The organism is Bacteroidetes bacterium GWF2_43_63 (assembly GCA_001769275.1).
Lineage (GTDB): Bacteria > Bacteroidota > Bacteroidia > Bacteroidales > DTU049 > GWF2-43-63.
The window spans coordinates 1-22,535 of sequence record MEOQ01000029.1 but is presented as its reverse complement, the minus strand read 5'-3'; the positions used below and the strand labels follow the sequence as shown (position 1 = coordinate 22,535).

The following is a 22,535-nucleotide window of genomic DNA, read 5'->3' as shown; positions in this document are numbered from 1 at the left end:
AATCAACACGGTATTATCAACAGAATAAGGCATGTAAGCTATGTTATTTTGTAATAAATTTTAATATCTTTGGCCACAATAATTTGAAATATGAAACAAAAAGGTGTATTTCTACTGCTATTCATGGCAATTCTTTATACAAGCCCAGCCCAAATCATGTTCCAACGACATTACGGAGGAGCAGGTGATGATGGTGGAAATGCTGTGATTCAAACCTCTGATGGCGGATATCTTGTGGCCGGACTTACCGATAGCTGGGGTGCAGGCAGCAAGGATATTTACCTGATAAAAACCAATGAGTACGGTGATACTACCTGGACAAAGCATTACGGTGGATATAACTGGGATTCACCGGTAGCGGTGCTGGAGGGAACAGACAACTTTTACTATCTGTCAGGTAACACATCCAGCCAAGGCAGTGGTGCTTCCGATGTGTTTCTAATGAAAGTTAGTTTAAACGGCGACTCTGTTTGGCTTAAAACATATGGGGGAACAGAAGATGATAGTGGATATGATTTGATTAAATGTAATGATGGAGGATTTATAATTGCCGGCGCATCTTGTTCTTTTGCCATTGGGTTCAATTCAATGTATGCAATACGCACAAATGAAAATGGAGACACTTTGTGGACTAAAACATATGAAAAAGAATATTTTAACGATGCTTATTCTGTTATTCAAACACCTGATAATGGGTTTTTATTTGCAGGCTATACTTCAACTGGTGGATCAAGCACCTTTGATTGCTATGTTGTTAGAACCAATTCAACAGGCGATACACTCTGGACCAAAACTTATGGAGGAATATCGCGCGATGATCTGGCCTGTATCTGTAAATCAACAGATGGAAATTATTTTTTGTCCGGGACCACCGCAAGTTTTGGAGCGGGTGGTTACGATATATATCTGATCAAAATTGATACAAACGGTGGTGAAATTTGGGAAAAAACGTACGGAGGCACTGCAAATGATTACGGGTATTATTGTACTGCTTCTTCATTCGGCGCTGTCATTGTTGGTGGAACATCTAGTTTCGGGCTCGGAGGCTCGGATGTGTATATGGTTGCTGTTGACCAGAACGGCGATACCTTATGGACACATGTTTACGGGGGGGCAGATGACGACTGGGTGAATTGTATACAAAAAACAACTGACGGAGGGTTTATTATGTCAGGCTATTATAATTTCAACATCTCCAGCGATGTATATTTGATTAAGACCCGGGCAGATGGTTTTGCAGGAATAGAAAACAATGAGGTGCCGGGAATCGTAATTAACGTGTATCCGAATCCCTGCACCGAAATTTTAACTATTAGCTCTCAATTTCTTTTCAAAGGAGATGTCATTGTTGAGTTAGTAAACTTTCAAGGTCAAAAATTATTGACTGAAAGGATTGTTCAAACAAGCAATAATCTGGTTTCTTTAAATGTGTCAGCTTTGCCTTCAGGTATATACTATCTGAGCCTTTTTTCAGGAGATTCTCAAATAAGTAAGAAAGTAATTATTAACTAAAACCAATCAAATGAAACTCTTTCGTTTTCGAAGTATTAGTGCATTGCTTATAAAAAAAGTATCTAAACACTTGTTGCTTTTTCAATACAAAAACATCAAGACTCATTTTTATGCTCATTTGTTCTCTTGGACTTTCAGCAAACAAATGCTATAAAAAATGTTATTTAGAAAACAGAATAACTGTTGTTAACAAACTCGATAAAGCGATTTATGTGGTTCCGTGTTATCATTTTTCCGATACAACATTGAATTTTACTTCAAAGGATGTAATTATTGCAAACAGAAACAGTTTTTTGTCGATGCAAAAGCAGAAAACAGGATTCCGAATATGTCTTTATGTACTGAAAGTGAATGGGAAAGGGTAGTTTCGTCAGATACAATGTATTTATTTGTGTTTGAAAGCAATATAGTCGAAACCATTCCCTGGGATAGCATCAGTAAAAATCATTTGGTGCTAAACCGTATTAAACTGAGTTATTCATATCTGATTTCAAATGATTGCCGGATTGTCATAAATTGATGTATCTGGTTCAATCTGATTAAATTTCTACGTATTGGTTTCAACTATTCTTCGTATTTTCGTACCTTACTAAAAAAGAATGGTTATGCGCAGAAAACTGGTGGCTGGCAACTGGAAAATGAATCAGGATGCAGCCGGAATTAAATCTTTTGCTTCGGAACTGAAAAATAATCTGACTGATTTCGATGGCCGGGCTGATATTCTCATTTGTCCTCCATTTGTTTATTTGCCATTATTGCAGGAATTATTTTCAGGAACGCCAGTAGCCATTGGCGCACAGAATGTAGCCAGCGAAGAAAAAGGTGCTTTCACCGGCGAAGTTTCTGCAGCTATGTTGAAGGATCTGGCACTGCCTTACTGCATTATTGGACATTCCGAGCGCCGCCAGTATTATCACGAAAGTGATGAATTGCTGGTGAAAAAAATTCAGTTGTTGTTTGCAAACGGCATCAAACCTGTGTTTTGCTGCGGTGAAATGTTGCCCGAACGCGAAGCCGCAAATCATTTCAATATCGTTCAAAGCCAGCTGGAGGGCGCCCTGTGGAACCTTTCAGATGAAATTATTAAAACAATTACCATTGCCTATGAACCCGTATGGGCCATTGGTACCGGCGTTACAGCTTCACCGGCGCAGGCGCAGGAAATGCACGCATTTATCAGACAGCTTATCGAAAAGCGCTTCGGAAGCGGCATTGCTGACAATATACGCATTCTGTACGGCGGCAGTGTTACGCCCGACAACGCCGAAGAACTGTTTTCCATGCAGGATATCGACGGTGGTCTGGTGGGCGGCGCATCGCTCAAAGCCGAATCAGTTACAAAACTCATCAACAGCTGCAAATAAATGAATGCTTCGGAATTTATTCAAATTACCCTGACAGGACTTCCGCAGGACGATAGCACCCGCGAGCTGGTTATGTCGGGAATGCTTGAAATTGGCTTTGACAGCTTCTGGGAAGACGGAGCCCTGTTGCATGCCTATATAGCAGCTGATAGCTATAAGACAGAAACATTACAATTGTTGATTGAAAAAATGTTGCCCAACAGTCCTGTACGGATTATTCAGTCAGAACTTGAAAATAAAAACTGGAATGAAGAATGGGAAAAGAACTTCCCTTCAACAGAAATTGAAGGACAGATATATGTTTCGGCTCCGTTTCATCCCCAACGACCTGAAATTCCTTATCAGATACGGATTATACCGAAAATGTCGTTTGGTACTGCACAGCATGCCACTACCTATTCCATGCTTCGGCTGATGATTGAAATGGATTTCGAAAATAAAACTGTAATTGATGCCGGTACTGGCACGGGAATATTGGCCATTTTTGCTGAACTAAAAAATGCCGCATCGGTTTTTGCATACGACAATGATGACTGGTCGGTCGAAAATTCCATCGAAAACATCGAACGAAACAATTGTCGACGCATTGAAATATCAAAGGGCGAAAAAGAAATTCTGTCCGGAAGAACCTGCGATATTTTGCTTGCCAATATTCATAAAAATGTAATTCTGGGAAATCTGCCATTTTACAACAATGCGTTGAAAGCCGGAGGCAACCTGCTTCTGAGTGGCTTCTACAGCGAAGATCTGCCCGATATTTCGGATGCCTGCGAAGCGTTGGGTATGGAAATTGAGAAGTTCATTGTAAAAGAAAACTGGGTTGCTGCACGTTTTACTAAGGTTAAATAAATTACTATGAGGTTTGCTTTTTCATTGTTTATACTGTTGCTGTCACAAACTATTTTTGCTCAGCTGAAGCAGTTTTCCGACGATCCTAACAAGTTTCTGATGGAAATGACCAGCATGTACACCATTCTTGAAAACAAGGATGACCGGAAAGCCGGTGAACTTTTCATGCTCGAAAAATTCACTCCCTTCTGGAATGGCGGAGTACTTGTCGAACCTCAGAAAAAGACGGTAATAACGAACTGCAACCTGATGCTGAAGAAAAAAATGAAGGCCTATCCGCACTTCATGAATTATATGATCAGCCTCATGAATATGTCGGAAGCTGGCAAACTCCCGGCGGTGTTCGATCCCTGGCATCTAACCCTCGATAAGCTGATGGGCAAATCGACCAGCAACTCATTTCTGGATTTTCTGTCAGCTTCGGATTCTCTGTTTTTGCAAAACTATCTGTATGTTTCCAATTCCACCAAATGGGTAGCCAGCAATTCCACATACGACTTCACATTTGAGGATGAACCCGTGGTTTTCTTCCCTTCGCTAATTCTCACCTGCTACGCCAACAACGACAGTTCTGTTATTTATGACACCCGAGGGAAATACTATCCTTTACAAAAAAAGTGGGTTGGCGAAAAAGGTCGAATTGACTGGCTCAGAGCTGGGTTGAAACCATCTGAAGTATATTCCACTTTTGGCCATTATGAAATTGAACTGAAAAGCCGTGATTATGCGATTGACACCGTGCTTTTTTACAATAAAGAATTTTTCGGAGCCACTTCTATCCCAGGAAGAATTGAAGAAAAAGTTCTGGCCAACCGCAGCGGCGAAAACGCCTTGTATCCACAGTTTACCTCATATGACAAGCGCCTTGCCATTAAAGAAATATACAGAGATGTTGACTTCGAGGGCGGTTTTTCGATGCACGGCCCAAAACTATTAGGCTCCGGAGATGAAATTTATGATGCAATATTGTCATTTAAAAAAGATGGAACCGTATTTCTGCAATCGCGATCAAAAAGCTTCAGTATCCGTCGCGACCGCGTAAACAGCGACCGGGCTTCAGTTTCCATTTATTTCGAAGGCGATTCTATTTATCATCCGGGTTTAATCATGAGATATATTGACAAAAAACTTGATCCGGATGATTTAGCAAAAGGGGATAGTACCTGGGTTTCAATAAGAGAAATTTCATTCATTCGCGATAAGGAAGGATTGCGCCAAACCCCTTTCTTTAATACCTACCACAAAGTTGACATGCATTTTGAAGCTTTGTACTGGAAATTGGACGATCCGATTATTGATTTCAGAATGATTAAAGGTCCCGGATCTTCTAGCGAAGCGTTGTTTGAATCAGCCAATTACTATTCAGAGGGTCGTTTCGAAAAACTCAAGGGGATCAATGACCTGCACCCGTTTCAGTCACTGAAAAACTATTCCAACCTTATTGGTTCAAGAATGTTTCCGGTGGCCGATTACGCAGGATACCGCCGGATTCAGGTTGAAGGAATACGCGGTGAAATCATTGACTACGCGATCAAAGGATTTGTGATTTATGATCCCAATACCGATAAAGTTTTTGTAAAGGATAAAGTTTTCGATTACCTGAATGCGAAAGTTGGAAAAGCCGATTACGACGTAATTCAGTTTCATTCCGTTATTGAAGCTGAATCAAATGCAACTTTCAGTTTGCTCAACTGGGATCTGCGGATTAAAGGGGTCTCTCGTGTTTTTCTGAGCGATTCTCAGGCAGTGTATATTTATCCGACCGATCAGGAAATAGTCGTGAAGAAAAATCGTGATTTCACTTTTGCAGGTAGGGTTCATGCTGGTTTATTTGATTACTACGGAAAAAACTTTTCTTTCGAGTATGATAAATTCATGCTCAACCTGCCCATCATTGACTCAATGACATTCAAGGTGAAAAGCCGTAAACCGGATGAGTATGGAGAGTATCCGCTTATCCGCGTCAAGAGCGTTATTGAAGACCTCAGTGGAGATATCCTGATTGATCATCCCAACAATAAATCCGGCAGAAAGTCAATGCCCGAATATCCCATTTTCAATTCGAAAAAATTCTCATTTGTTTACTGGGATAAAAACTCCGATTACCCGGGGTCATATCCACGAGAAAACTTTTTTTACCGTATTGATCCTTTCACACTCGACAGTCTCGATGACTTTTCTACTGATGGTCTTGAATTCAGCGGCTATCTGTCGTCAGCGGGCATTTTCCCTGATATTGTGCAGCCATTGAAAGTGATGAAAGACTACTCACTCGGGTTTCTTCACAATACCGGACCTGCAGGATATCCAGCTTATGGCGGCAAGGGAACTTTTACCAATATCATCGATCTTTCAAACAAAGGATTGTTTGGAAATGGTACACTTTCTTATCTGTCATCAGAAAGTAAATCTGATAATTTCCTGTTTTTTCCGGATTATATGACTGCAAAAGTCAAGGATTACACGGTGAAGGAACAAACCGGAACCAACAGTGTTCCGCCAGTCGAGGCTCACAATGTTCAGCAGGAATGGCGGCCCTATGAAGATCGGCTTGCAGTGACAACCACAGATCAGCCAGCCAGGATGTATGCAGAAGAAACAGAACTGACCGGGACACTGAATATTACACCAGGCGGGCTAACCGGCACCGGAAAGCTTGATTTTCGTAATGCAACTATGACTTCCAGACTATTCAAATTCCAGAACAGAACTTTCGATACTGACTCCTGCGATTTCTTTCTCAAAACAGCTGATTATGATGAGTTGGCCTTTGAAACAAAAAACTACAAAGGCCATGTGGATTTTGATGAGAAAAAAGGTGAATTCAAATCCAACGGAGGCACCTCGCTCGTTAATTTTCCTGTGAATGAATACATCTGTTACATGGATCAGTTCGACTGGTATATGGAGAAAGATGAAATTGAACTGCAGAACAATGCTGTGAATGTACCCGGGCTCGAAAAAATGGATTTAAAACAACTCGCCGATGTTGATCTGGCAGGTTCTGAGTTTATTTCTACACATCCTGCTCAGGATTCGCTGAGCTTTCGATCTTCACGGGCAAAATACAGTTTGCGGGAAAAAGTAATTTATGCCAGTGACGTAATGTTTATAAAAGTAGCTGATGCAACCATTTTCCCGGGAGACGGCAATGTTACTATTCTGAAAAAGGCAGAAATGGTTCCACTTGAAAATGCTCAGATTCTTGCAAACAATACTACAAAATACCACACCATCAGTAGTGCCAAGGTTTTTGTTTATGGCAAAAATTCCTACCTTGGTGAAGGCTACTACGACTATGTCGACGAAATGGAGGGAATGCAAAGAATCTTCCTCGACAAAGTTTCTGTTGATTCGACCATTCAAACGTATGCCCACGGCTATATATCCGATTCGCTTGAATTTACGCTCAGCCCTTACTTCGATTTTTATGGAGATGTGAATCTGACAGCTTCTGCTGAATTTCTCACTTTCGATGGTGGTGTCAGAATCAAACACCAATGCGATACCCTTGGTTTGCAATGGGCAAAGTTTACTACAGAAATTAATCCGATGGAAATTTATATTCCAATCGGAGAAACGATGACAAATACTCAGGGAGACCGCATTTATCTTGGATTGTACCTGAACCGCGACTCAGTTGGTGTTTACCCGGCATTTTTGACGCGCAAATTCATTGGTGGTGACCCCGAACTTGCAACTTCAAGTGGCTATTTGACTTACGATCATGATAGCTATGAATACAGAGTATCATCCAAAGAAAAATTGGCTCAGCCGGTATTGCCAGGCAAATACATGAGTTTGTCTGTGTTTAAATGCATGTCGAGAAACGAAGGGAAATTATCCTTTGGGGACAATTTCGGAAGAATGAAAATGAGTAATTTCGGTATCATCGATCATTCAAATCGCGACAGTAGCACGATGATCTATTCTGTTTCGGAGCTCGATTTCTTTCTCGCTCCTGCAGCTCTGGAGATGTTCGAACTGGCATTTGCTGCAAATCCCGAACTGGAGCCAACCAATGTCAGAAGCGAATTATACAATAAATATCTTGGCGAAGTTCTTTCGGCCGAAGAAGCTGAAAAAGCCGAATCCGAGTTGATTTTGTACGGCTATTTCAAAAAGCTTCCTGAAAAACTTGAACACACCATTTCGTTTTCAGACCTCACACTGAAATACAATCATAAAACCAAAAGCTATATCTCTCAGGGCAAAATTGGTATTGCCACTGTGGGAAAAACACAAGTCAATAAATATGTTGATGGTAAAATGGAATTGTCGCAGAAACGCAGCGGTGACCGTTTGACATTCTATCTCGATATTGGCTCTGAATGGTATTTCTTTGACTATTACAACGGGCTTATGTCAGTTTTCTCATCCAAAAAAGAATGGAACGAGATTATTATAAACGCAAAGCCCGAGGAACGTGAATTGAAAGCAAAAGAAGGCGAAAAAGCTTACCGGTACTACATTTCAACCACCTCGAGAAAAGAGAAATTTCTGAAAAAAATTAACGAGGGTAGTGAAGATACTGAAGAAGGTGAAGAATAAATAAAAACCAAAACAAACAAAATGAAAATTGAAAAGAACAAAGTTGTTTCATTGTTGTACCAACTATCAGAAAACGACGAAAACGGAAATGTGATTGAAGCTGTTAATGAGGAACGTCCATTTACATTCCTTTACGGACACGGGCAGCTAATTCCAGGCTTTGAGAATAATGTGGCTAACCTTTCGGCTGGCGACTCATTCGGTTTCCAGGTCCTTCCGGAAGATGGCTACGGCACTTACGAACAGGAGAATATTGCGGATTTACCGATCGATATTTTTATGCGCGACGGTAAAATTGATATGGAAATGTTGAAAGTCGGTAACATGATTCCGCTGCAGGATGACAAAGGCCACATTTTTCATGGCATGGTTAAAAACATTGGAGTTGAGAAGGTGAATATTGATTTCAATCACCCACTGGCTGGAAAAACACTCTATTTCAGCGGCAAAGTTCTTGATCTGCGTGAAGCTACCGAAGAAGAGCTTGCACATGGTCATGTTCATGGCGCTAATGGCCATCAGCACTAGGCTGAGATACAGAAGATACAACGTTTTTTATGCAAATCGGGCAGTGATTTTTTCCATTGCCCGATTTTTTTTGTCTCGATGTATTCCTCCGGAGTGCCAATTTCGCAAGCAACACAAAGTGAAATCAAATCGGAGAGAACTGAAACAATATCCTGCAATATCTGATTTGACCGGTACGGCGCCTCCATGAAAATGTGAGTATAATTGCTTTTTTGCGCCTGCACCTGTAATTCACGAAGCTTTGATTTGCGAAATTCAGTCTTGACAGGCAGGTAGCCATGGAAAACGAACTGCTGACCATTCAACCCGGATGCTACCAAAGCCTGCATAATCGATGAAGGACCGTGCAACGGTACCACTTTTATTTTCAACTCGTGAGCCAGTCTTACTACTTCGTGCCCGGGATCGGCCACACAAGGCATCCCCGCTTCCGACATCAGGCCACAAACGGGCACATCTGTGAGCATTTTTTTTACATCCGCCATCGTTTCAGGCATTGCCCGCGTGTGCTCGTTGAATTCTACAATTTCTACTTCCTGCAGTGGATGCGGGTATCCACACTTTTTTAGCATTTTTCGCGCAGTCGATGCATTTTCTGCAACAAAATGCTTTAAAGAATAAATGATGCGGATCTGCTCTGGCGAATAAATTCCTCCTTCGGGAGAAAAGCCAAGATCAACAGGAATCAGGTACAACAACTTTAATTGGTCCATGGCAAATGGTCAAGATCGGCATTACCGCCGGAAATTATTATACAAACTTTTTTGTTTCTGAAAATATCGGGATTTGCTTTTACAACAGCCAGGGGCACCGCAGACGAAGGCTCTGCCATGATTTTGGCCCTCTCCCAAAGCATACGCATAGCGCTGATAATCTCGCTTTCATCCGCCAGCAAAATATCGTTTACATGCTGCAAAATCAACGGAAAAGTTAGTTTTCCGAGCGAAGTGAGTAACCCATCTGCAATGGTTTTCGGATCAACCGAAGGGACGAATTTTTTCGTCACGAACGATTCCCGTGCGTCGGCAGCCCCGGCTGGCTCGGCACCTATCACTTTTACTGAATTACCAAAATAAGCTGCAGCCAGCGCAGTTCCGCTCAGCAAACCACCTCCTCCGACCGGAGTCAGTATAAAATCGGGTTTGTACTCATCCAGAATTTCCATGGCACAGGTGGCCTGTCCAATAATAATTTCCCGATTATCGTAAGGATGAATTTCTACAGCACCGGTATCGACAATAATCTTCGTGAGTGTTGTCTCCCGGGCCGCGAGCATAGGTTGGCAAAAAGTTACCTGCGCCTTGTATTCTTTTGTCGCATTTATTTTTGACAACAGGGAATTTTCAGGCATAACAACATGTGCTGCAATTCCAGCGTGCAGAGCCACCCGACTGAGTGCCTGAGCATGATTACCCGAAGAATGGGTGGCCACACTTCCTGAAAAACCCTTTTCGATCAAAGAAAAAACTGCATTGGCAGCACCACGCGATTTGAATGCGCCGGCTACCTGAAAGTTTTCACATTTGAAAACAATCTCACATCCATGAAACCGGTCAATAGCTGAGCAAGAGAGAAGTGGAGTCCGATGAATATACCCCTTGATTCTGTAAGCAGCTTCTGTTAAAGCAGTTTTTTCGCAAAAATCGGGGATTGTCATTTCTCATATTTCTCAATCAGCACATCCAGCGCCTTGTCAATAATATCAAAGGTCTTGTGAAATCCATCGGTATCGCCATAATAAGGATCCGGGACTTCGCAATTCATGCCTGGATATTGAACATTGAGCAATAAATCGACTTTCTTCAGATCGTCTTCGCTTTTTGCCATGCGTTTGATATCGTCCAGAATGAATTTATCCATTGCCAAAATCAGATCGAAATTTTTGAAATTATCCGGATGAAAAAGTTTCGCGCGATGATCGCTGATATCAATTCCATTTTCAGTCATGACGGTCAAAGCCCTTGTATCGGCAGAGTCGCCAATATGATGTGGTTCAAAACCACAAGAATCAACCTCTGAGCTACTGCCAATATCGGCAAGTTTTTTACGGAGTATTCCTACAGCAATAGGAGTGCGGCAAATGTTGCCCAGACAAACCATTAAATATTTCATAGAGTAATAATTTTATTGCAAATATAATGAATTTTCAAAAACTATCCAAATCAGCATGGGATTAAGCTTTGAACATCAATTCACAAAGTAATGTGCACATTTTTTTTCATTTTGAATTGATAATTCCGTTATCTTTGAACCTAAAAAGATGCATTCTGTCGAAGACCTTAACAAATTCTCATCACAAGTGCGCCGCGACATCGTTCGCATGGTTCATGCTGTTCAATCGGGCCATCCCGGCGGCTCACTCGGCTGCACCGATTTTCTTGTTGCATTATACAACAACGTTTTAAATTACAATCCTGCCTCCTTTTCAATGGACGGAAAAAACGAAGATGTGTTTTTTCTTTCAAACGGCCATATTAGCCCGGCCTGGTATAGTGTACTTGCCCGCTCTGGCTATTTCCCGGTAAAAGAACTTGCAACTTTCCGTAAACTCGGAAGCCGCTTGCAGGGCCACCCCACTCCGGCCGAACATCTGCCGGGCGTTCGCATCGCCTCTGGCTCACTGGGTCAGGGTCTCTCGGCTGCTATCGGTTGCGCACTCGGAAAAAAACTTAGCGGCGAAAAAACTTTTGTTTACACACTGCATGGCGACGGTGAACTCCAGGAAGGTCAAATCTGGGAAGCAGCCATGTATGCCGCAGCAAAAAAAGTTGATAATATTATTGCCACCATCGACTACAACGGAAAACAAATTGACGGCCCGGTCGATGATGTGCTTGCATTGGGCGATCTGGCAGCAAAATGGACTGCATTCGGCTGGACTGTTCTTGAGATGGACGGCCACAATATGAACGAAATCCTTCTGACGCTTGAAAAAGCTAAGAATGCTTGTGGAAAAGAAAAACCCGTTGTAATCCTTATGAAAACAATAATGGGTAAAGGTGTTTCGTTTATGGAAGGCAGTCACAAATGGCATGGTTCGCCACCCAGCGACGATCAGAAAAACACTGCGCTATCGGAATTGACCGAAACACTTGGTGATTACTAGATGAGGATATTTTTAATCATATCAATTTTTTCACTATTGCCGTTCTTCGCTGCGGCTCAGGTTGGTTCGCAAGAAAAAGAAAAGGTGATAACAACACGCATTCTGTTTCTGTTCGATGCCAGCCAGTCCATGTATGGTCGCTGGCAGAGCGATATGAAGATTACCATTGCCCGGAAAATAATGTCGGACCTGCTCGACAGTCTGCGCGACGTGCCCAATCTGGAGCTGGCTCTTCGTTGCTATGGTCACACAAAGGACTATCCTCCGCAGGACTGCGATGACACCCGGCTTGAAGTTCCGTTCGGCCCGGATAATGTTGAGAAAATTAAATATAAGCTGAAGACCATAAACCCGCGCGGGACAACGCCCATAGCCATGTCGCTCGAACGCGCCGGCGGAGACTTTCCATCCTGTTCAAGCTGCCGCAATATCATTATTCTTATAACCGACGGACTCGAAGAGTGTAATGGTGACCCATGTGCGGTGTCGCTCGCGCTGCAGAAAAAAGGGATTTTCCTGAAACCATTTATTATTGGAATCGGGAAAAGTTTCAAAGAACAATTTGACTGCGTAGGCACATATTTCGATGCAACAACTGAAAAACAATTCAGCACTGCACTTAATATTGTTATCTCTCAGGCCCTAAACTCAACTTCCTGTCAGGTGAATCTGCTTGATGTTAAAGGAAATCCAACCGAGACCAATGTCAACATGACATTTTATGACAAGTTAAGCGGACTTCCCAAATACAATTTCATTCATTCGCTCAACAACAAAGGATTTCCTGACACGCTGGTGATTGATCCTCTGCTGAACTACCGAATTCAGGTGCATACCATCCCGCCGGTGTTTATTGATTCACTCGAGCTAACACCCGGCAAACACACGGTTGTTGGAGTGTCGGCTCCGCAGGGATTTCTCGAAGTCAGAACAGAAGGGAGTTCCACACAAAGCCGCAATCCCATTCTTTGTGTCGTTCGCGAATCAGGGAAAATGAATACGTTGAACACCCAATTTATGTACACCCGCGAAAAATATATTTGCGATGTATATGACCTTGAAATAATGACATTACCTCGTACTTATGTTGAAAATGTAAGAATTGATCAGAGTACGACAACATTTGTAGAGGTTCCGAGTGCAGGCACATCCATCTTTCAGTTCCCCGCAAGCGGATATGGCAGCTTGTATCTGAAGAAAGACAATTCGCTGGAATGGGTGTATAATTTTCGTGGCACAGGAGAACAGGAAGTTATTATGTTGCAACCCGGAGAATATTTAGCTGTCTTTCGTTCAAAATTCCAGACACGCTCCATGCTGACAATAGAAAAGAATTTTACAGTAAAATCGGCAACTATGACCAAGGTCAATTTGTCGATGTTTTAATTGAAAACCAGATGAAACAAATTGAAGTAAGACAAAAGAAAGATACACGTTCAGGATTTGGCGATGCCCTTGCTGAACTTGGAAAAAGAAACAACAAAGTAGTGGCACTCTGTGCCGACCTGACCGGATCGCTCAAAATGAATGCATTTGCAGCTGATTTTCCTGATCGTTTTTTTCAGGTTGGTATTGCTGAAGCAAATATGATTGGCATTGCATCGGGGCTGGCTATCTCGGGTTATATTCCATACACAGGCACCTTTGCCAATTTTTCAACGGGCCGTGTTTATGACCAGATTCGCCAGTGTGTTGCATACAGCAATAAAAACGTAAAAATCTGCGCCTCTCATGCCGGAATCACCTTGGGTGAAGACGGAGCCACGCACCAGATTATGGAAGACATTGCGCTGATGCGTGCTCTGCCGAATATGACCGTAATAAATACCTGCGATTATTCGCAGACTTACCGCGCCACACAGGCCATTGCTGATTTTGACGGCCCGGTTTATCTGCGCTTCGGTCGCCCGGTAGTGCCGGATTTCTCGCCCATCGATCAGCCATTTGAAATAGGAAAAGGCATTCTGTTCAATGAAGGAAAAGATGTTACTCTGATTGCCACTGGTCATCTCGTTTGGGAAGCACTCGAAGCCTGCCGCTTGCTTGAAGAAAAAGGAATATCGGCCGAAGTGATTAACATTCACACAATAAAACCCCTTGACAACGACTTGCTGCTGAAGAGCATTTCAAAAACAAGGTGTCTGGTAACTGCAGAGGAACACGTTGTTGCTGGTGGCCTTGGCGAAGCGGTGGCAGCACTGCTCGCTCAAAATTCGCCTGCTCCGCAGGAATTCGTAGCCATGTGCGACAGTTTTGGGGAAAGTGGTACACCCGAAGAACTGATGGTTAAGTATGGCCTCAAAGCGGATAATATTGTTGATGCAGCCATTAAGGTATTGAAAAGAAAAACTTCGCTCTAATTAGCAATATGAACAAAATCACCGACGCAGAAATATTGAATCTGCTGAAAGCCGAAAAAACGCGGCAGCGTGGTTTTGAGTTATTGCTAAATAAATACAAGGAACAGGCCTATTGGCTCATTCGCCGTATCGTTATCGACCACGACGACGCCAATGATGTCATTCAGAACACTTTCATCAAAGTCTGGCAAAACATTGATAAATTCCGCGAAGACTCAAAAATTTACACCTGGATTTATCGCATTGCAACCAACGAAGCACTGTCGTTTCTGAAAAGCAAAAAAAGCCATCTTTTTGTTTCAATGGATGAATTGCGTGAAGACTTTGGCGACCGTATTGAATCTGATATTTACTTTAAAGGTTCCGACATTCAGCGCAAATTACAGAAAGCCGTTGCCACACTGCCTGCCAGGCAGAAACTGGTTTTCCTTATGCGCTATTTTGAAGCGATGCCCTATCAGGATATTGCCAATGTTGTGGGTGTTAGCATTGGCACGCTGAAAGCTTCATATCACATTGCCGTGAAAAAAATAGAAGAAATTTTAAAAACTGATTAAACGCTGCAGCAATAATGCAGTCAAAGAAACGAACTATGAAATTTCGGACACATCATAAGCAAAAGGAGAATTATGTGAAATTCGAAGGTCTGGGGAGTTCAGGAAAGGGTAATCCTTTTACTACACCTCCCGGATATTTCGACTCCATGTCCTCCGACATCATGAAGACAGTTGGCACTGTGTCCATACTGGCTTTGCTGCGCACAAAACCACTTCAGGTTGCTGTCGGCGTGGTGACTACGATTGCGGTGGCCACTGCCATTTATTTCTTTGCTTCGGACAAATCAGATAAAAAGGATAATAATGCAACCCCACATAGCTCCTATGTTATGCCGGAAGTCATCATGGATGAAACTGCCGAACAGCCCATTTCGATCATTTCAGAATCTGAACAAGAAGAGCGCAACGTTGTTGTTATTGATCCTGATGCAAATTCGAAAGACATTTTGAGATGGTTGAATCAGCTTCCTGTTGATAACCGAATGAAAAATTATCTGTCTGATGAATATGTTATACAGATTGCCGGTTACAAGCATTCATCAAATGAGAGTGATCTTTTTTCTGATCCGATTACAAATGACATTTCTTTGGATGGTGGAGAACATGACTATCTGATTCCGGTTAACAATGATGGAAGCAATTCAGGTGCTGAAACCCGAACACTCTCAGCATTCGACATGCTGCCGCGCGACACATGTTCGGAGCAATCAATGACTCTCATGGCCTATGTGCCAGGAAATAATTCCTACAAATGGAATACCGGTGCCACCACGCCAGAAATCTCAATAGATAAATCAGGTGTTTATAGAGTAATAATTGCCCTGGAGAATGGAAAATTGTTGTCCAAATCGGTGTCAGTTAAAATCATTCCCAAGCCAACACTCAACAACGATTACCTAATTACAGCCTGCACTGGCTCTATTATTCGTTTGTCTGTCGCACAGAAAAACAGCGGATATCAATACTACTGGCCTCAATACAAATTATCAACTCAGCAGCTGACTGTTAGTAAGCCCGGCCTCTATTACGCTCAAGTATCAGGTTGCCAAACGTATGTTGATAGTTTCTTTGTGGTTTTCACTCATTGTGAATTGGGCATTCCCAACATGATTACACCAAATGGTGATGGTATCAGCGAAACTTTCTCAATTACAAATCTGAGCAAATATCCGAATACCGAACTCAGTATTTATGATAAGGGCAACAAGCTTGTCTATAAATCGGAAAACTACCAAAACGACTGGGATGCGTCATCAACAAGTGATGGAACATATTTCTATATTCTTCGGTTTACAGACGGTTCTACCCAGGAAGGTCTGATCACTGTGAAACATTAACGAGAACCTGTTTTTTATACCCATATACCCTTTACTTCAGGTTATTTCAGAGCCAGACAATGTCTGGCTCTGTTTTTTTATAACCCTTATAGAGGATGTCGCAAAACGACAGTATTGTTACGACATTCCACCGTTCTGGCTAACTTTTAAGTTGTCGATTGACTTTGATGCCGGAACATGGAACCGTCGTAACAATAGCAAAAACAACGGTTCCATGTCCTTCAGCTCCTGCGTCGCTTTCGGACGGTGGAATGTTGTTTTTGTGGCTGAAGACTATTTGAGACATCAACAAAATCTAAGTCCTCCGCCCAATCTTAAACAGTGTCCTGAAAATTATTTTCAGATCCGTTGAGCAACCCATTTCATTAATGTATTTAAGGTTGAGACTGAGTTTGGCAGGCATCACCGTTTCAATATAGAATTTTTCCGGATCTGGTTGTTGTGCCAGCAGGTCGCTTTCGTTGATGTATTCGAGTGATGCATAGTCGGTCAGACCAGGGCGCACTGAAAAAACCTTTTTCTGTTCTTCGTTATATAATGCAACATATTTGGGAACTTCGGGCCTGGGACCAACAAAACTCATTTGACCGAAAAGAATATTCAGCATCTGCGGAAGCTCATCCAGCTTTGTTTTGCGTAGAAATTTTCCGAAACCCGTCACGCGGCTATCCGCCGAACCAACGGTGAGCAAGCCTTTGGCATCGCTTCCGCTGAACATGGTGCGGAATTTTAAAAGCTGAAAGGTTTTTTGATTCCTCCCTACCCTAATCTGTCTGAAGAATGCGCCTCCACGCGATCCAAATACAATAATCAGTGCAAGGAACACTCCGGGAATCAACAGAGCCAGAATAGCTGTAAATGAAAACAACAGGTCGAAAAGCCGCTTACCTATCATGGACATATTTTATTAATTGAATCGATAACCGCACTCGCGACTGTGTGTACCTGCTCATTGGTCAGATCGTAATAGACCGGAAGAGAAATTTCGCGGCTGAAATTATCATAGGCCACCGGGTAGTCTTTTATTTCGTATCCAATACTTTTATAGTAGGTCATCATTGGCAATGGCTTGAAATGCACATTCACTGACACTTCCCTGCGAAATATTTCCTGAATCAGATCGTCGCGCTGCTGTTCAGTAATGCCTTTAATCCGGAGTAAAAAAACGTGATAGGATGTTTCGGCTATACTCGTCTTGTACACAGGAAGCTGAACCCTGGGGTGTTTTTGAAGCAACTGCGAATACAATGTATAAATCATTTTGCGGCGGGCCAGCATATCGCTGTCATATCGCTTCAGCTCAACAATCCCAATAGCAGCCTGCATATCGGTCATGTTGCATTTAAAACCAGGCTCAATAATATCATATTTCCAGTTTCCCGGTTGCAGTTTTGCCTGAGCATCTTTATTCTGCCCATGGAGGGATTTAAGCATCAGGTCCTGCTTGATAATATTGTTTTCAAATGGGTTTTTGAAATTCATACAAATGGCTCCGCCTTCGGCTGTTGTCAGATTTTTCACCGCATGGAATGAAAACACGGTGACATCTGTAAGAACGCCTGTTTTCTGCGATTTATAAAGGGCGCCAATACTGTGAGCCGCATCTGATAAAACAAGAATACGTCCCAGCTTCTTCTGATTTTCATTTTCAGGCGAAAACAGTTTTCTGATATCAGGATCAGCCACCAATTCGTTTATAGCGTCGTAGTCACATGGAAATCCACCAAGATCGACAGGAATAATGGCTTTTGTAGCTGCAGTAATGTTTTTTCGGATTTCATCAACCGTAATGTTGAAATCATCAGGGCTGCTGTCTGCAAAAACAGGCGTTGCGCCGCAATGAATGACAATATTTGCAGTGGCTGCATACGTATAGGCTGGCACAATTACTTCATCGCCGGGACCAACGCCGAACCAGCGTAAAACAAGTTCCAGCCCGGCAGAGGCACTGTTGACACAAAGCACTTCGGAACATTTCGTATAGTCCTTAAGCAATGTTTCAAATTCTCTTGTCTTAGGTCCGGTTGTGATCCATCCGGAATTAAGAACTTCATTGACAGCGTCAATAATCTGCTGATCAATACGCGGTGGAGAAAATGGGATCATAATTGAGCATTTAACTACAAAGTTAGCAAAAAACATGTCCAAAAAAAACCGACACCAAAAGAGCTTGATGTCGGAATTCTTATCTAAAATCAAAAAAGATTCTACTTGTCTTTTACTTCTTCGAAGTCTACATCAGTCACTTCATCATTTCCAGACTTCGGTTCCTGTTGAGCTCCGGAATCTGCACCAGCTTGAGGATCTTGCGGTCCTGTGTTTTTATACATTTCTTCACTGGCGGCTTGCCATGCAGTATTCAGCTTGGCAGTAGCAGCATCCAATGCCTCAATATTCTGAGATTTATGAGCATCTTTAAGCTCGGCAAGCGCCGATTCAATAACCTCTTTTTTCTCAGCCGGAATTTTATCTCCATATTCCTTCAGCTGTTTTTCGGTATTGAAAACCATGCTGTCGGCCTGATTGATTTTATCAATGCGCTCGCGTTCTTTTTTATCAGCGTCAGCGTTGGCTTCAGCTTCGGCTTTCATTTTTTTAATTTCGTCATCGGTCAGACCACTGCTGGCTTCAATACGAATCTGCTGTGTTTTGCCGGTAGCTTTATCTTTGGCTGAAACATTCAGAATTCCATTGGCATCGATGTCGAAGGTTACTTCAATTTGCGGGATTCCACGCGGTGCGGGAGGTAATCCATCGAGGTGGAAACGTCCGATACTCTTATTTTGATTGGCCATCGGACGCTCGCCCTGAATGATGTGAATTTCAACCGAAGTCTGATTGTCAGCAGCGGTGGAAAAAGTCTCAGCTTTTTTAGACGGAATTGTTGTATTGGACTCAATCAGTTTGGTCATTACACCACCTAAAGTTTCAATTCCCAAAGAAAGCGGAGTAACATCAAGCAAGAGAACATCTTTAACTTCTCCGGTAAGCACAGCGCCCTGGATACCAGCACCTACTGCCACAACCTCATCCGGGTTCACACCTTTTGAAGGTTTCTTTCCGAAAAATTCTTCAACTACCTGCTGAATAACCGGAATACGCGTGGATCCACCAACAAGAATTACTTCGTCGATGTCGGTATTTTTCATATTTGCATCGGCCAGTGCTTTGCGACATGGTTCGATGGTAGCTTTTACCAGGTCATCGATCAGTTGCTCGAATTTTGCGCGGGTAAGTGTTTTTACAAGGTGTTTTGGAACACCATCCACAGGCATAATATATGGGAGATTGATTTCAGTCTGAGGACTCGAGGAGAGTTCGATCTTTGCTCTTTCAGCAGCTTCTTTCAGACGCTGAAGCGCCATCGGATCCTGGCGAAGGTCAAGACCTTCATCTTTTTTGAACTCTGCAGCCAGCCACTCAATAATGCGATGATCAAAGTCGTCACCACCAAGATGAGTGTCGCCGTTGGTTGATTTTACTTCAAAAACGCCTTCGCCCAATTCAAGTATTGAAATATCGAATGTGCCACCACCAAGGTCGTAGACAGCGATTTTGATATCTCTGTTTTTCTTGTCTAACCCATAGGCCAGAGCAGCAGCGGTCGGTTCGTTAATGATACGACGCACCGTAAGTCCGGCAATTTCTCCGGCTTCTTTTGTTGCCTGGCGCTGTGAATCGTTGAAGTATGCCGGAACAGTGATAACAGCTTCGGTTACTTCAGTACCCAAATAATCTTCAGCCGTTTTTTTCATCTTCTGCAGAATCATGGCTGAGATTTCCTGCGGCGTGTATTGGCGATCATCAATCAAAACGCGGGGAGTATTATTCGGCCCACGCTCAACTTTATAAGGTACGCGCGAAATTTCCTTGCTTACGCGGTCATAGGTTTCACCCATGAATCGTTTTATTGAATATACTGTGCGTGTCGGATTTGTGATGGCCTGACGTTTAGCCGGGTCACCTACTTTTCGCTCGCCATTGTCGGTAAATGCCACCATACTTGGTGTTGTGCGCTTTCCTTCGCTGTTGGCGATTACAATCGGCTCACTGCCTTCCATTACTGCCACACATGAATTTGTGGTTCCTAAGTCAATTCCTATTATTTTTCCCATTTTTCAATTTTTAACGATCGCGGCATGTCAACTTTGATACCAAATGAGTTCCTGTCACTAATTCGTGTAAAACGGTCACGTTTTAGATCTGAAAGTTATTAAAATGCGCCAAAATGACATAAAAAAAGCTGCCAAAAGGCAGCTTTGCAGTAAGCAATATCCTTATTTGGCAGGAGCTGTAGCTTCTTTGAATGTAACCCCTTTTGGGGCTTCAAATGCTCCTTCAGGAGCGCTGGCACCTTCTTCAAGCTTAGTCATTTCGGTAGTGATGGTCATTCCCATGGCTGTTGTCTCGGATTTGATAGCAATGCCTTTCCAAACCCATGTCTTAGATTTGGTTCCTTCGAATTCCATTTTATAAACATCACACATTTTGCCCTGAATTTCCTGACCGGCTTCTTTGGTCATGTGATATTTATCCATCATTTCAGTTGAAACGTCGTTATAATTCAGATTGTCTGACTTAACAGCCTTCACTTTGGTGCCTTGTTTGGTGGTGCCATCCCAGCTGTAAACATACTCTCCGTCGTTCAGCATAAAACTGGTCGTTGTAACGCCCATCATTTCCATCGCACTTTCGGTGTATGATTTCTTCCCGAAATTATCCCAGTACATGGTCATAGTCGTGGGCATTCCCATGGTGACCATTTTGTATTCAATCATTCCTTTTTCGACACCATAAATCTGGTCAGGATTGCCTGCTACTTGTTCTTCTGTTTTAGTGCTGTCGGTAGAATCATTGGTTTTGCTTTCTTTCCCCCCGCAGGAGAACAGGACGAAAGCAATGAAAGCCATTGCCATAACAGATGCGAAATGTTTCATATAGGTTTTAGGTTTGGTTTTTTAGTAAGCAACAAGCTCAAGATACATGGTTAATGATCCCAAATCGCTTTCCATCCACAGTTCCTTGTCGCGCAATTTCAGAATATTGTAATCGATTTCCCATGTATTAAAAGTGTCGTCTGTGCAGTTCAGGTACAGTGTTTTGAAATCATCCGAGAATTCCCAGGCAGCTGTATACGAATAAGCCGTGTCTTCGTAAAACATGGCCGTTTTGTCTTTTTTAAATTCAACCCAGCTGCTTTGATAATTGTGCATCTGGTCCTGACCGTTTAAGGTGAATTTCTCATATTTCCATTTGTTCACAAGACGGCTTTCCGGTGTGCGCAAACTGATGATTGGACCTTCCTCGTAATAGCAACCTGTGAGCGCTAAAATAATTACAAACAAAGGGAGTAATAGTTTCTTCATATTTCTGAATTTTTTGCAAAAGTAATAGAAAATAATGTCAATTCTGTAAGGTAAAAGACAATCTGTCAACAATCAACAGTTAATCCATCGTATGCCAAAAAAATATTGTCTGGCAATATCCGCTGAACATCCTGATGCAACCCCAGGAAATGGCTAATATGGGTCAGGTAAACCGACTTTGCATCCAGTTTTGCGGCATGCTCCAGCGCTTCATCGAGCGAAAAATGAGTTGCGTGTTTTTTCTTCCGGAGGGCATTCAAAACAAGGATGTCAGCCCCTTTCATGATATTCATGGAAGCATCGGAAATACAACTGGCATCGGTCACATAGACCATATTTCCCAGTCTGAATCCAAGAATCGGAGTCTCCCCATGGATAACAGGAATTGGAATAATTACCTGGCCGTTAATCTCAAAAGGAGAATTATCGACCACTGTCAGATTGATTTTTGGAGCACCCAGATAGTCGCCGGGATTGAAGATATACGGAAACTCTGTTTTGATTGATTCAATGGTGGCCGCATCGGCATAAATGTCAATCGTTTTTCCACGGATGTAATTGAATGCTCTGATGTCGTCGAGCCCGGCAATGTGATCGCGGTGTCCATGGGTAATCAGTACAGCATCAAAATCGCGAATGTTGTTGTTCAGCAACTGCTGCCGGAAATCTGGCCCGCAGTCAATGATGAGCCTTAATCCGTTGTATTCAACATAAGCAGCCGTGCGCAATCTTTTGTCGCGAGGGTTTTCCGAACAACACACTTCGCACTCGCACGTGAGCACGGGGACGCCAGTAGAAGTGCCGGTTCCGAGAAAAGTGATTTTGTTGGGCATTGCATAGCAAAGATAAAAAAATAATCCCTGTCACGAATTCAAATCCGCGCCAGTTCTTGGTAAAAAAAACCCGGCGCGGATTTGCAATCATGAGTGTTCGAAACACTGAAAACGATTAAATCATTTTTTGGATTTTTAATTTCAGACAGTTATCAACAAAATATGTTAATAA

At 42.6% G+C, this 22,535-nt stretch carries 20 protein-coding genes; 11 read left to right on the top strand and 9 right to left on the bottom strand.

Going from position 1 to position 22,535, the window contains the following annotated elements; genetic code table 11:
- Positions 1–90: 90 nt before the first annotated feature.
- The 6 genes from A2W93_04050 (at position 91) to A2W93_04025 (ending at position 8,804) form a co-directional block, all read left to right on the top strand.
- On the top strand, positions 91–1,512 hold the full coding sequence (locus A2W93_04050) for a hypothetical protein (GenBank protein OFY54354.1): 1,422 nt from the start codon (positions 91–93) through the stop codon (positions 1,510–1,512).
- 110 nt (positions 1,513–1,622) lie between these two features.
- Positions 1,623–1,877 (top strand): hypothetical protein, encoded by a 255-nt coding sequence (locus tag A2W93_04045; protein ID OFY54353.1) that lies wholly within the window; start codon positions 1,623–1,625, stop codon positions 1,875–1,877.
- A 240-nt stretch (positions 1,878–2,117) separates the two neighbouring features.
- Positions 2,118–2,876 (top strand): triose-phosphate isomerase, encoded by a 759-nt coding sequence (locus A2W93_04040; GenBank protein ID OFY54398.1) that lies wholly within the window; start codon positions 2,118–2,120, stop codon positions 2,874–2,876.
- A complete protein-coding gene (locus A2W93_04035) occupies positions 2,877–3,725 on the top strand; it encodes a hypothetical protein (GenBank protein OFY54352.1) in 849 nt (282 codons plus the stop codon).
- 6 nt (positions 3,726–3,731) lie between these two features.
- Complete coding sequence (locus A2W93_04030) at positions 3,732–8,276, top strand: hypothetical protein (GenBank protein OFY54351.1); 4,545 nt, start codon at positions 3,732–3,734, stop codon at positions 8,274–8,276.
- Between the two features lie 21 nt (positions 8,277–8,297).
- Positions 8,298–8,804 (top strand): hypothetical protein, encoded by a 507-nt coding sequence (locus A2W93_04025; protein OFY54350.1) that lies wholly within the window; start codon positions 8,298–8,300, stop codon positions 8,802–8,804.
- Here the strand turns inward: A2W93_04025 and A2W93_04020 are convergent.
- The 3 genes from A2W93_04020 to A2W93_04010 are packed head-to-tail and all read right to left on the bottom strand — an operon-like array spanning position 8,801 to position 10,916.
- Positions 8,801–9,517, bottom strand: coding sequence for a hypothetical protein (locus A2W93_04020; protein OFY54349.1), 717 nt, complete (start codon positions 9,515–9,517; stop codon positions 8,801–8,803). The genes A2W93_04025 and A2W93_04020 overlap by 4 nt on opposite strands.
- Positions 9,505–10,461 carry a serine dehydratase gene (locus A2W93_04015; GenBank protein ID OFY54348.1) on the bottom strand — a complete coding sequence of 319 codons (957 nt, stop codon included), beginning with the start codon at positions 10,459–10,461 and terminating at the stop codon, positions 9,505–9,507. Before A2W93_04015 ends, A2W93_04020 begins: the two co-directional genes overlap by 13 nt.
- Complete coding sequence (locus A2W93_04010) at positions 10,458–10,916, bottom strand: hypothetical protein (protein ID OFY54347.1); 459 nt, start codon at positions 10,914–10,916, stop codon at positions 10,458–10,460. The genes A2W93_04015 and A2W93_04010 overlap by 4 nt, the downstream gene beginning before the upstream one ends.
- A 148-nt stretch (positions 10,917–11,064) precedes the next feature.
- Between A2W93_04010 and A2W93_04005 the strand changes: the two genes are divergently transcribed.
- From A2W93_04005 to A2W93_03985, 5 genes are read left to right on the top strand one after another with little or no spacing between them, the layout of a single operon-like run.
- Positions 11,065–11,910: a transketolase gene (locus A2W93_04005; GenBank protein OFY54346.1), complete on the top strand. Its 846-nt coding sequence runs from the start codon at positions 11,065–11,067 to the stop codon at positions 11,908–11,910.
- Positions 11,911–13,296: a hypothetical protein gene (locus A2W93_04000; GenBank protein OFY54345.1), complete on the top strand. Its 1,386-nt coding sequence runs from the start codon at positions 11,911–11,913 to the stop codon at positions 13,294–13,296.
- Positions 13,297–13,307: 11 nt separating this feature from the next.
- Positions 13,308–14,270 (top strand): transketolase, encoded by a 963-nt coding sequence (locus tag A2W93_03995; GenBank protein ID OFY54344.1) that lies wholly within the window; start codon positions 13,308–13,310, stop codon positions 14,268–14,270.
- A gap of 8 nt (positions 14,271–14,278) precedes the next feature.
- On the top strand, positions 14,279–14,827 hold the full coding sequence (locus A2W93_03990; protein OFY54343.1) for an RNA polymerase subunit sigma-70: 549 nt from the start codon (positions 14,279–14,281) through the stop codon (positions 14,825–14,827).
- Positions 14,828–14,841: 14 nt separating this feature from the next.
- Positions 14,842–16,164 carry a hypothetical protein gene (locus tag A2W93_03985; GenBank protein ID OFY54342.1) on the top strand — a complete coding sequence of 441 codons (1,323 nt, stop codon included), beginning with the start codon at positions 14,842–14,844 and terminating at the stop codon, positions 16,162–16,164.
- A 295-nt stretch (positions 16,165–16,459) separates the two neighbouring features.
- Here the strand turns inward: A2W93_03985 and A2W93_03980 are convergent, their stop codons facing one another.
- The 6 genes from A2W93_03980 to A2W93_03955 all read right to left on the bottom strand — a co-directional run bounded on the left by A2W93_03980 (position 16,460) and on the right by A2W93_03955 (position 22,363).
- A complete protein-coding gene (locus A2W93_03980; protein ID OFY54341.1) occupies positions 16,460–17,059 on the bottom strand; it encodes a glycosyl transferase in 600 nt (199 codons plus the stop codon).
- A complete protein-coding gene (locus A2W93_03975; GenBank protein OFY54340.1) occupies positions 17,056–18,270 on the bottom strand; it encodes a capsular biosynthesis protein in 1,215 nt (404 codons plus the stop codon). The genes A2W93_03980 and A2W93_03975 overlap by 4 nt, the downstream gene beginning before the upstream one ends.
- A 101-nt stretch (positions 18,271–18,371) precedes the next feature.
- Positions 18,372–20,279 carry a molecular chaperone DnaK gene (locus A2W93_03970; protein ID OFY54339.1) on the bottom strand — a complete coding sequence of 636 codons (1,908 nt, stop codon included), beginning with the start codon at positions 20,277–20,279 and terminating at the stop codon, positions 18,372–18,374.
- Between the two features lie 162 nt (positions 20,280–20,441).
- Positions 20,442–21,101, bottom strand: a complete 660-nt coding sequence (locus tag A2W93_03965; GenBank protein ID OFY54338.1) for a hypothetical protein — start codon at positions 21,099–21,101, stop codon at positions 20,442–20,444.
- Positions 21,102–21,122: 21 nt separating this feature from the next.
- Positions 21,123–21,530 (bottom strand): hypothetical protein, encoded by a 408-nt coding sequence (locus tag A2W93_03960; protein OFY54337.1) that lies wholly within the window; start codon positions 21,528–21,530, stop codon positions 21,123–21,125.
- A gap of 65 nt (positions 21,531–21,595) precedes the next feature.
- The gene (locus A2W93_03955) at positions 21,596–22,363 is read right to left on the bottom strand and encodes an MBL fold metallo-hydrolase (protein ID OFY54336.1); all 768 of its coding nucleotides are present in this window, start codon (positions 22,361–22,363) and stop codon (positions 21,596–21,598) included.
- Positions 22,364–22,535 lie beyond the last annotated feature (172 nt).

What these genes read in the sequence shown, in the direction of transcription:
- A2W93_03995 (OFY54344.1), top strand. Translation starts at nt 13,308, where the DNA reads ATGAAACAAATTGAAGTAAGACAAAAGAAAGATACACGTTCAGGATTT.
- A2W93_03975 (OFY54340.1), bottom strand. Translation starts at nt 18,270, where the DNA reads ATGATCCCATTTTCTCCACCGCGTATTGATCAGCAGATTATTGACGCT.
- A2W93_04020 (OFY54349.1), bottom strand. Translation starts at nt 9,517, where the DNA reads ATGGACCAATTAAAGTTGTTGTACCTGATTCCTGTTGATCTTGGCTTT.
- A2W93_04050 (OFY54354.1), top strand. Translation starts at nt 91, where the DNA reads ATGAAACAAAAAGGTGTATTTCTACTGCTATTCATGGCAATTCTTTAT.
- A2W93_04005 (OFY54346.1), top strand. Translation starts at nt 11,065, where the DNA reads ATGCATTCTGTCGAAGACCTTAACAAATTCTCATCACAAGTGCGCCGC.
- A2W93_03955 (OFY54336.1), bottom strand. Translation starts at nt 22,363, where the DNA reads ATGCCCAACAAAATCACTTTTCTCGGAACCGGCACTTCTACTGGCGTC.
- A2W93_03990 (OFY54343.1), top strand. Translation starts at nt 14,279, where the DNA reads ATGAACAAAATCACCGACGCAGAAATATTGAATCTGCTGAAAGCCGAA.
- A2W93_04035 (OFY54352.1), top strand. Translation starts at nt 2,877, where the DNA reads ATGAATGCTTCGGAATTTATTCAAATTACCCTGACAGGACTTCCGCAG.
- A2W93_04045 (OFY54353.1), top strand. Translation starts at nt 1,623, where the DNA reads ATGCTCATTTGTTCTCTTGGACTTTCAGCAAACAAATGCTATAAAAAA.
- A2W93_04030 (OFY54351.1), top strand. Translation starts at nt 3,732, where the DNA reads ATGAGGTTTGCTTTTTCATTGTTTATACTGTTGCTGTCACAAACTATT.
- A2W93_03960 (OFY54337.1), bottom strand. Translation starts at nt 21,530, where the DNA reads ATGAAGAAACTATTACTCCCTTTGTTTGTAATTATTTTAGCGCTCACA.
- A2W93_03970 (OFY54339.1), bottom strand. Translation starts at nt 20,279, where the DNA reads ATGGGAAAAATAATAGGAATTGACTTAGGAACCACAAATTCATGTGTG.
- A2W93_03985 (OFY54342.1), top strand. Translation starts at nt 14,842, where the DNA reads ATGCAGTCAAAGAAACGAACTATGAAATTTCGGACACATCATAAGCAA.
- A2W93_03965 (OFY54338.1), bottom strand. Translation starts at nt 21,101, where the DNA reads ATGAAACATTTCGCATCTGTTATGGCAATGGCTTTCATTGCTTTCGTC.
- A2W93_04000 (OFY54345.1), top strand. Translation starts at nt 11,911, where the DNA reads ATGAGGATATTTTTAATCATATCAATTTTTTCACTATTGCCGTTCTTC.
- A2W93_04015 (OFY54348.1), bottom strand. Translation starts at nt 10,461, where the DNA reads ATGACAATCCCCGATTTTTGCGAAAAAACTGCTTTAACAGAAGCTGCT.
- A2W93_04040 (OFY54398.1), top strand. Translation starts at nt 2,118, where the DNA reads ATGCGCAGAAAACTGGTGGCTGGCAACTGGAAAATGAATCAGGATGCA.
- A2W93_04010 (OFY54347.1), bottom strand. Translation starts at nt 10,916, where the DNA reads ATGAAATATTTAATGGTTTGTCTGGGCAACATTTGCCGCACTCCTATT.
- A2W93_04025 (OFY54350.1), top strand. Translation starts at nt 8,298, where the DNA reads ATGAAAATTGAAAAGAACAAAGTTGTTTCATTGTTGTACCAACTATCA.
- A2W93_03980 (OFY54341.1), bottom strand. Translation starts at nt 17,059, where the DNA reads ATGATAGGTAAGCGGCTTTTCGACCTGTTGTTTTCATTTACAGCTATT.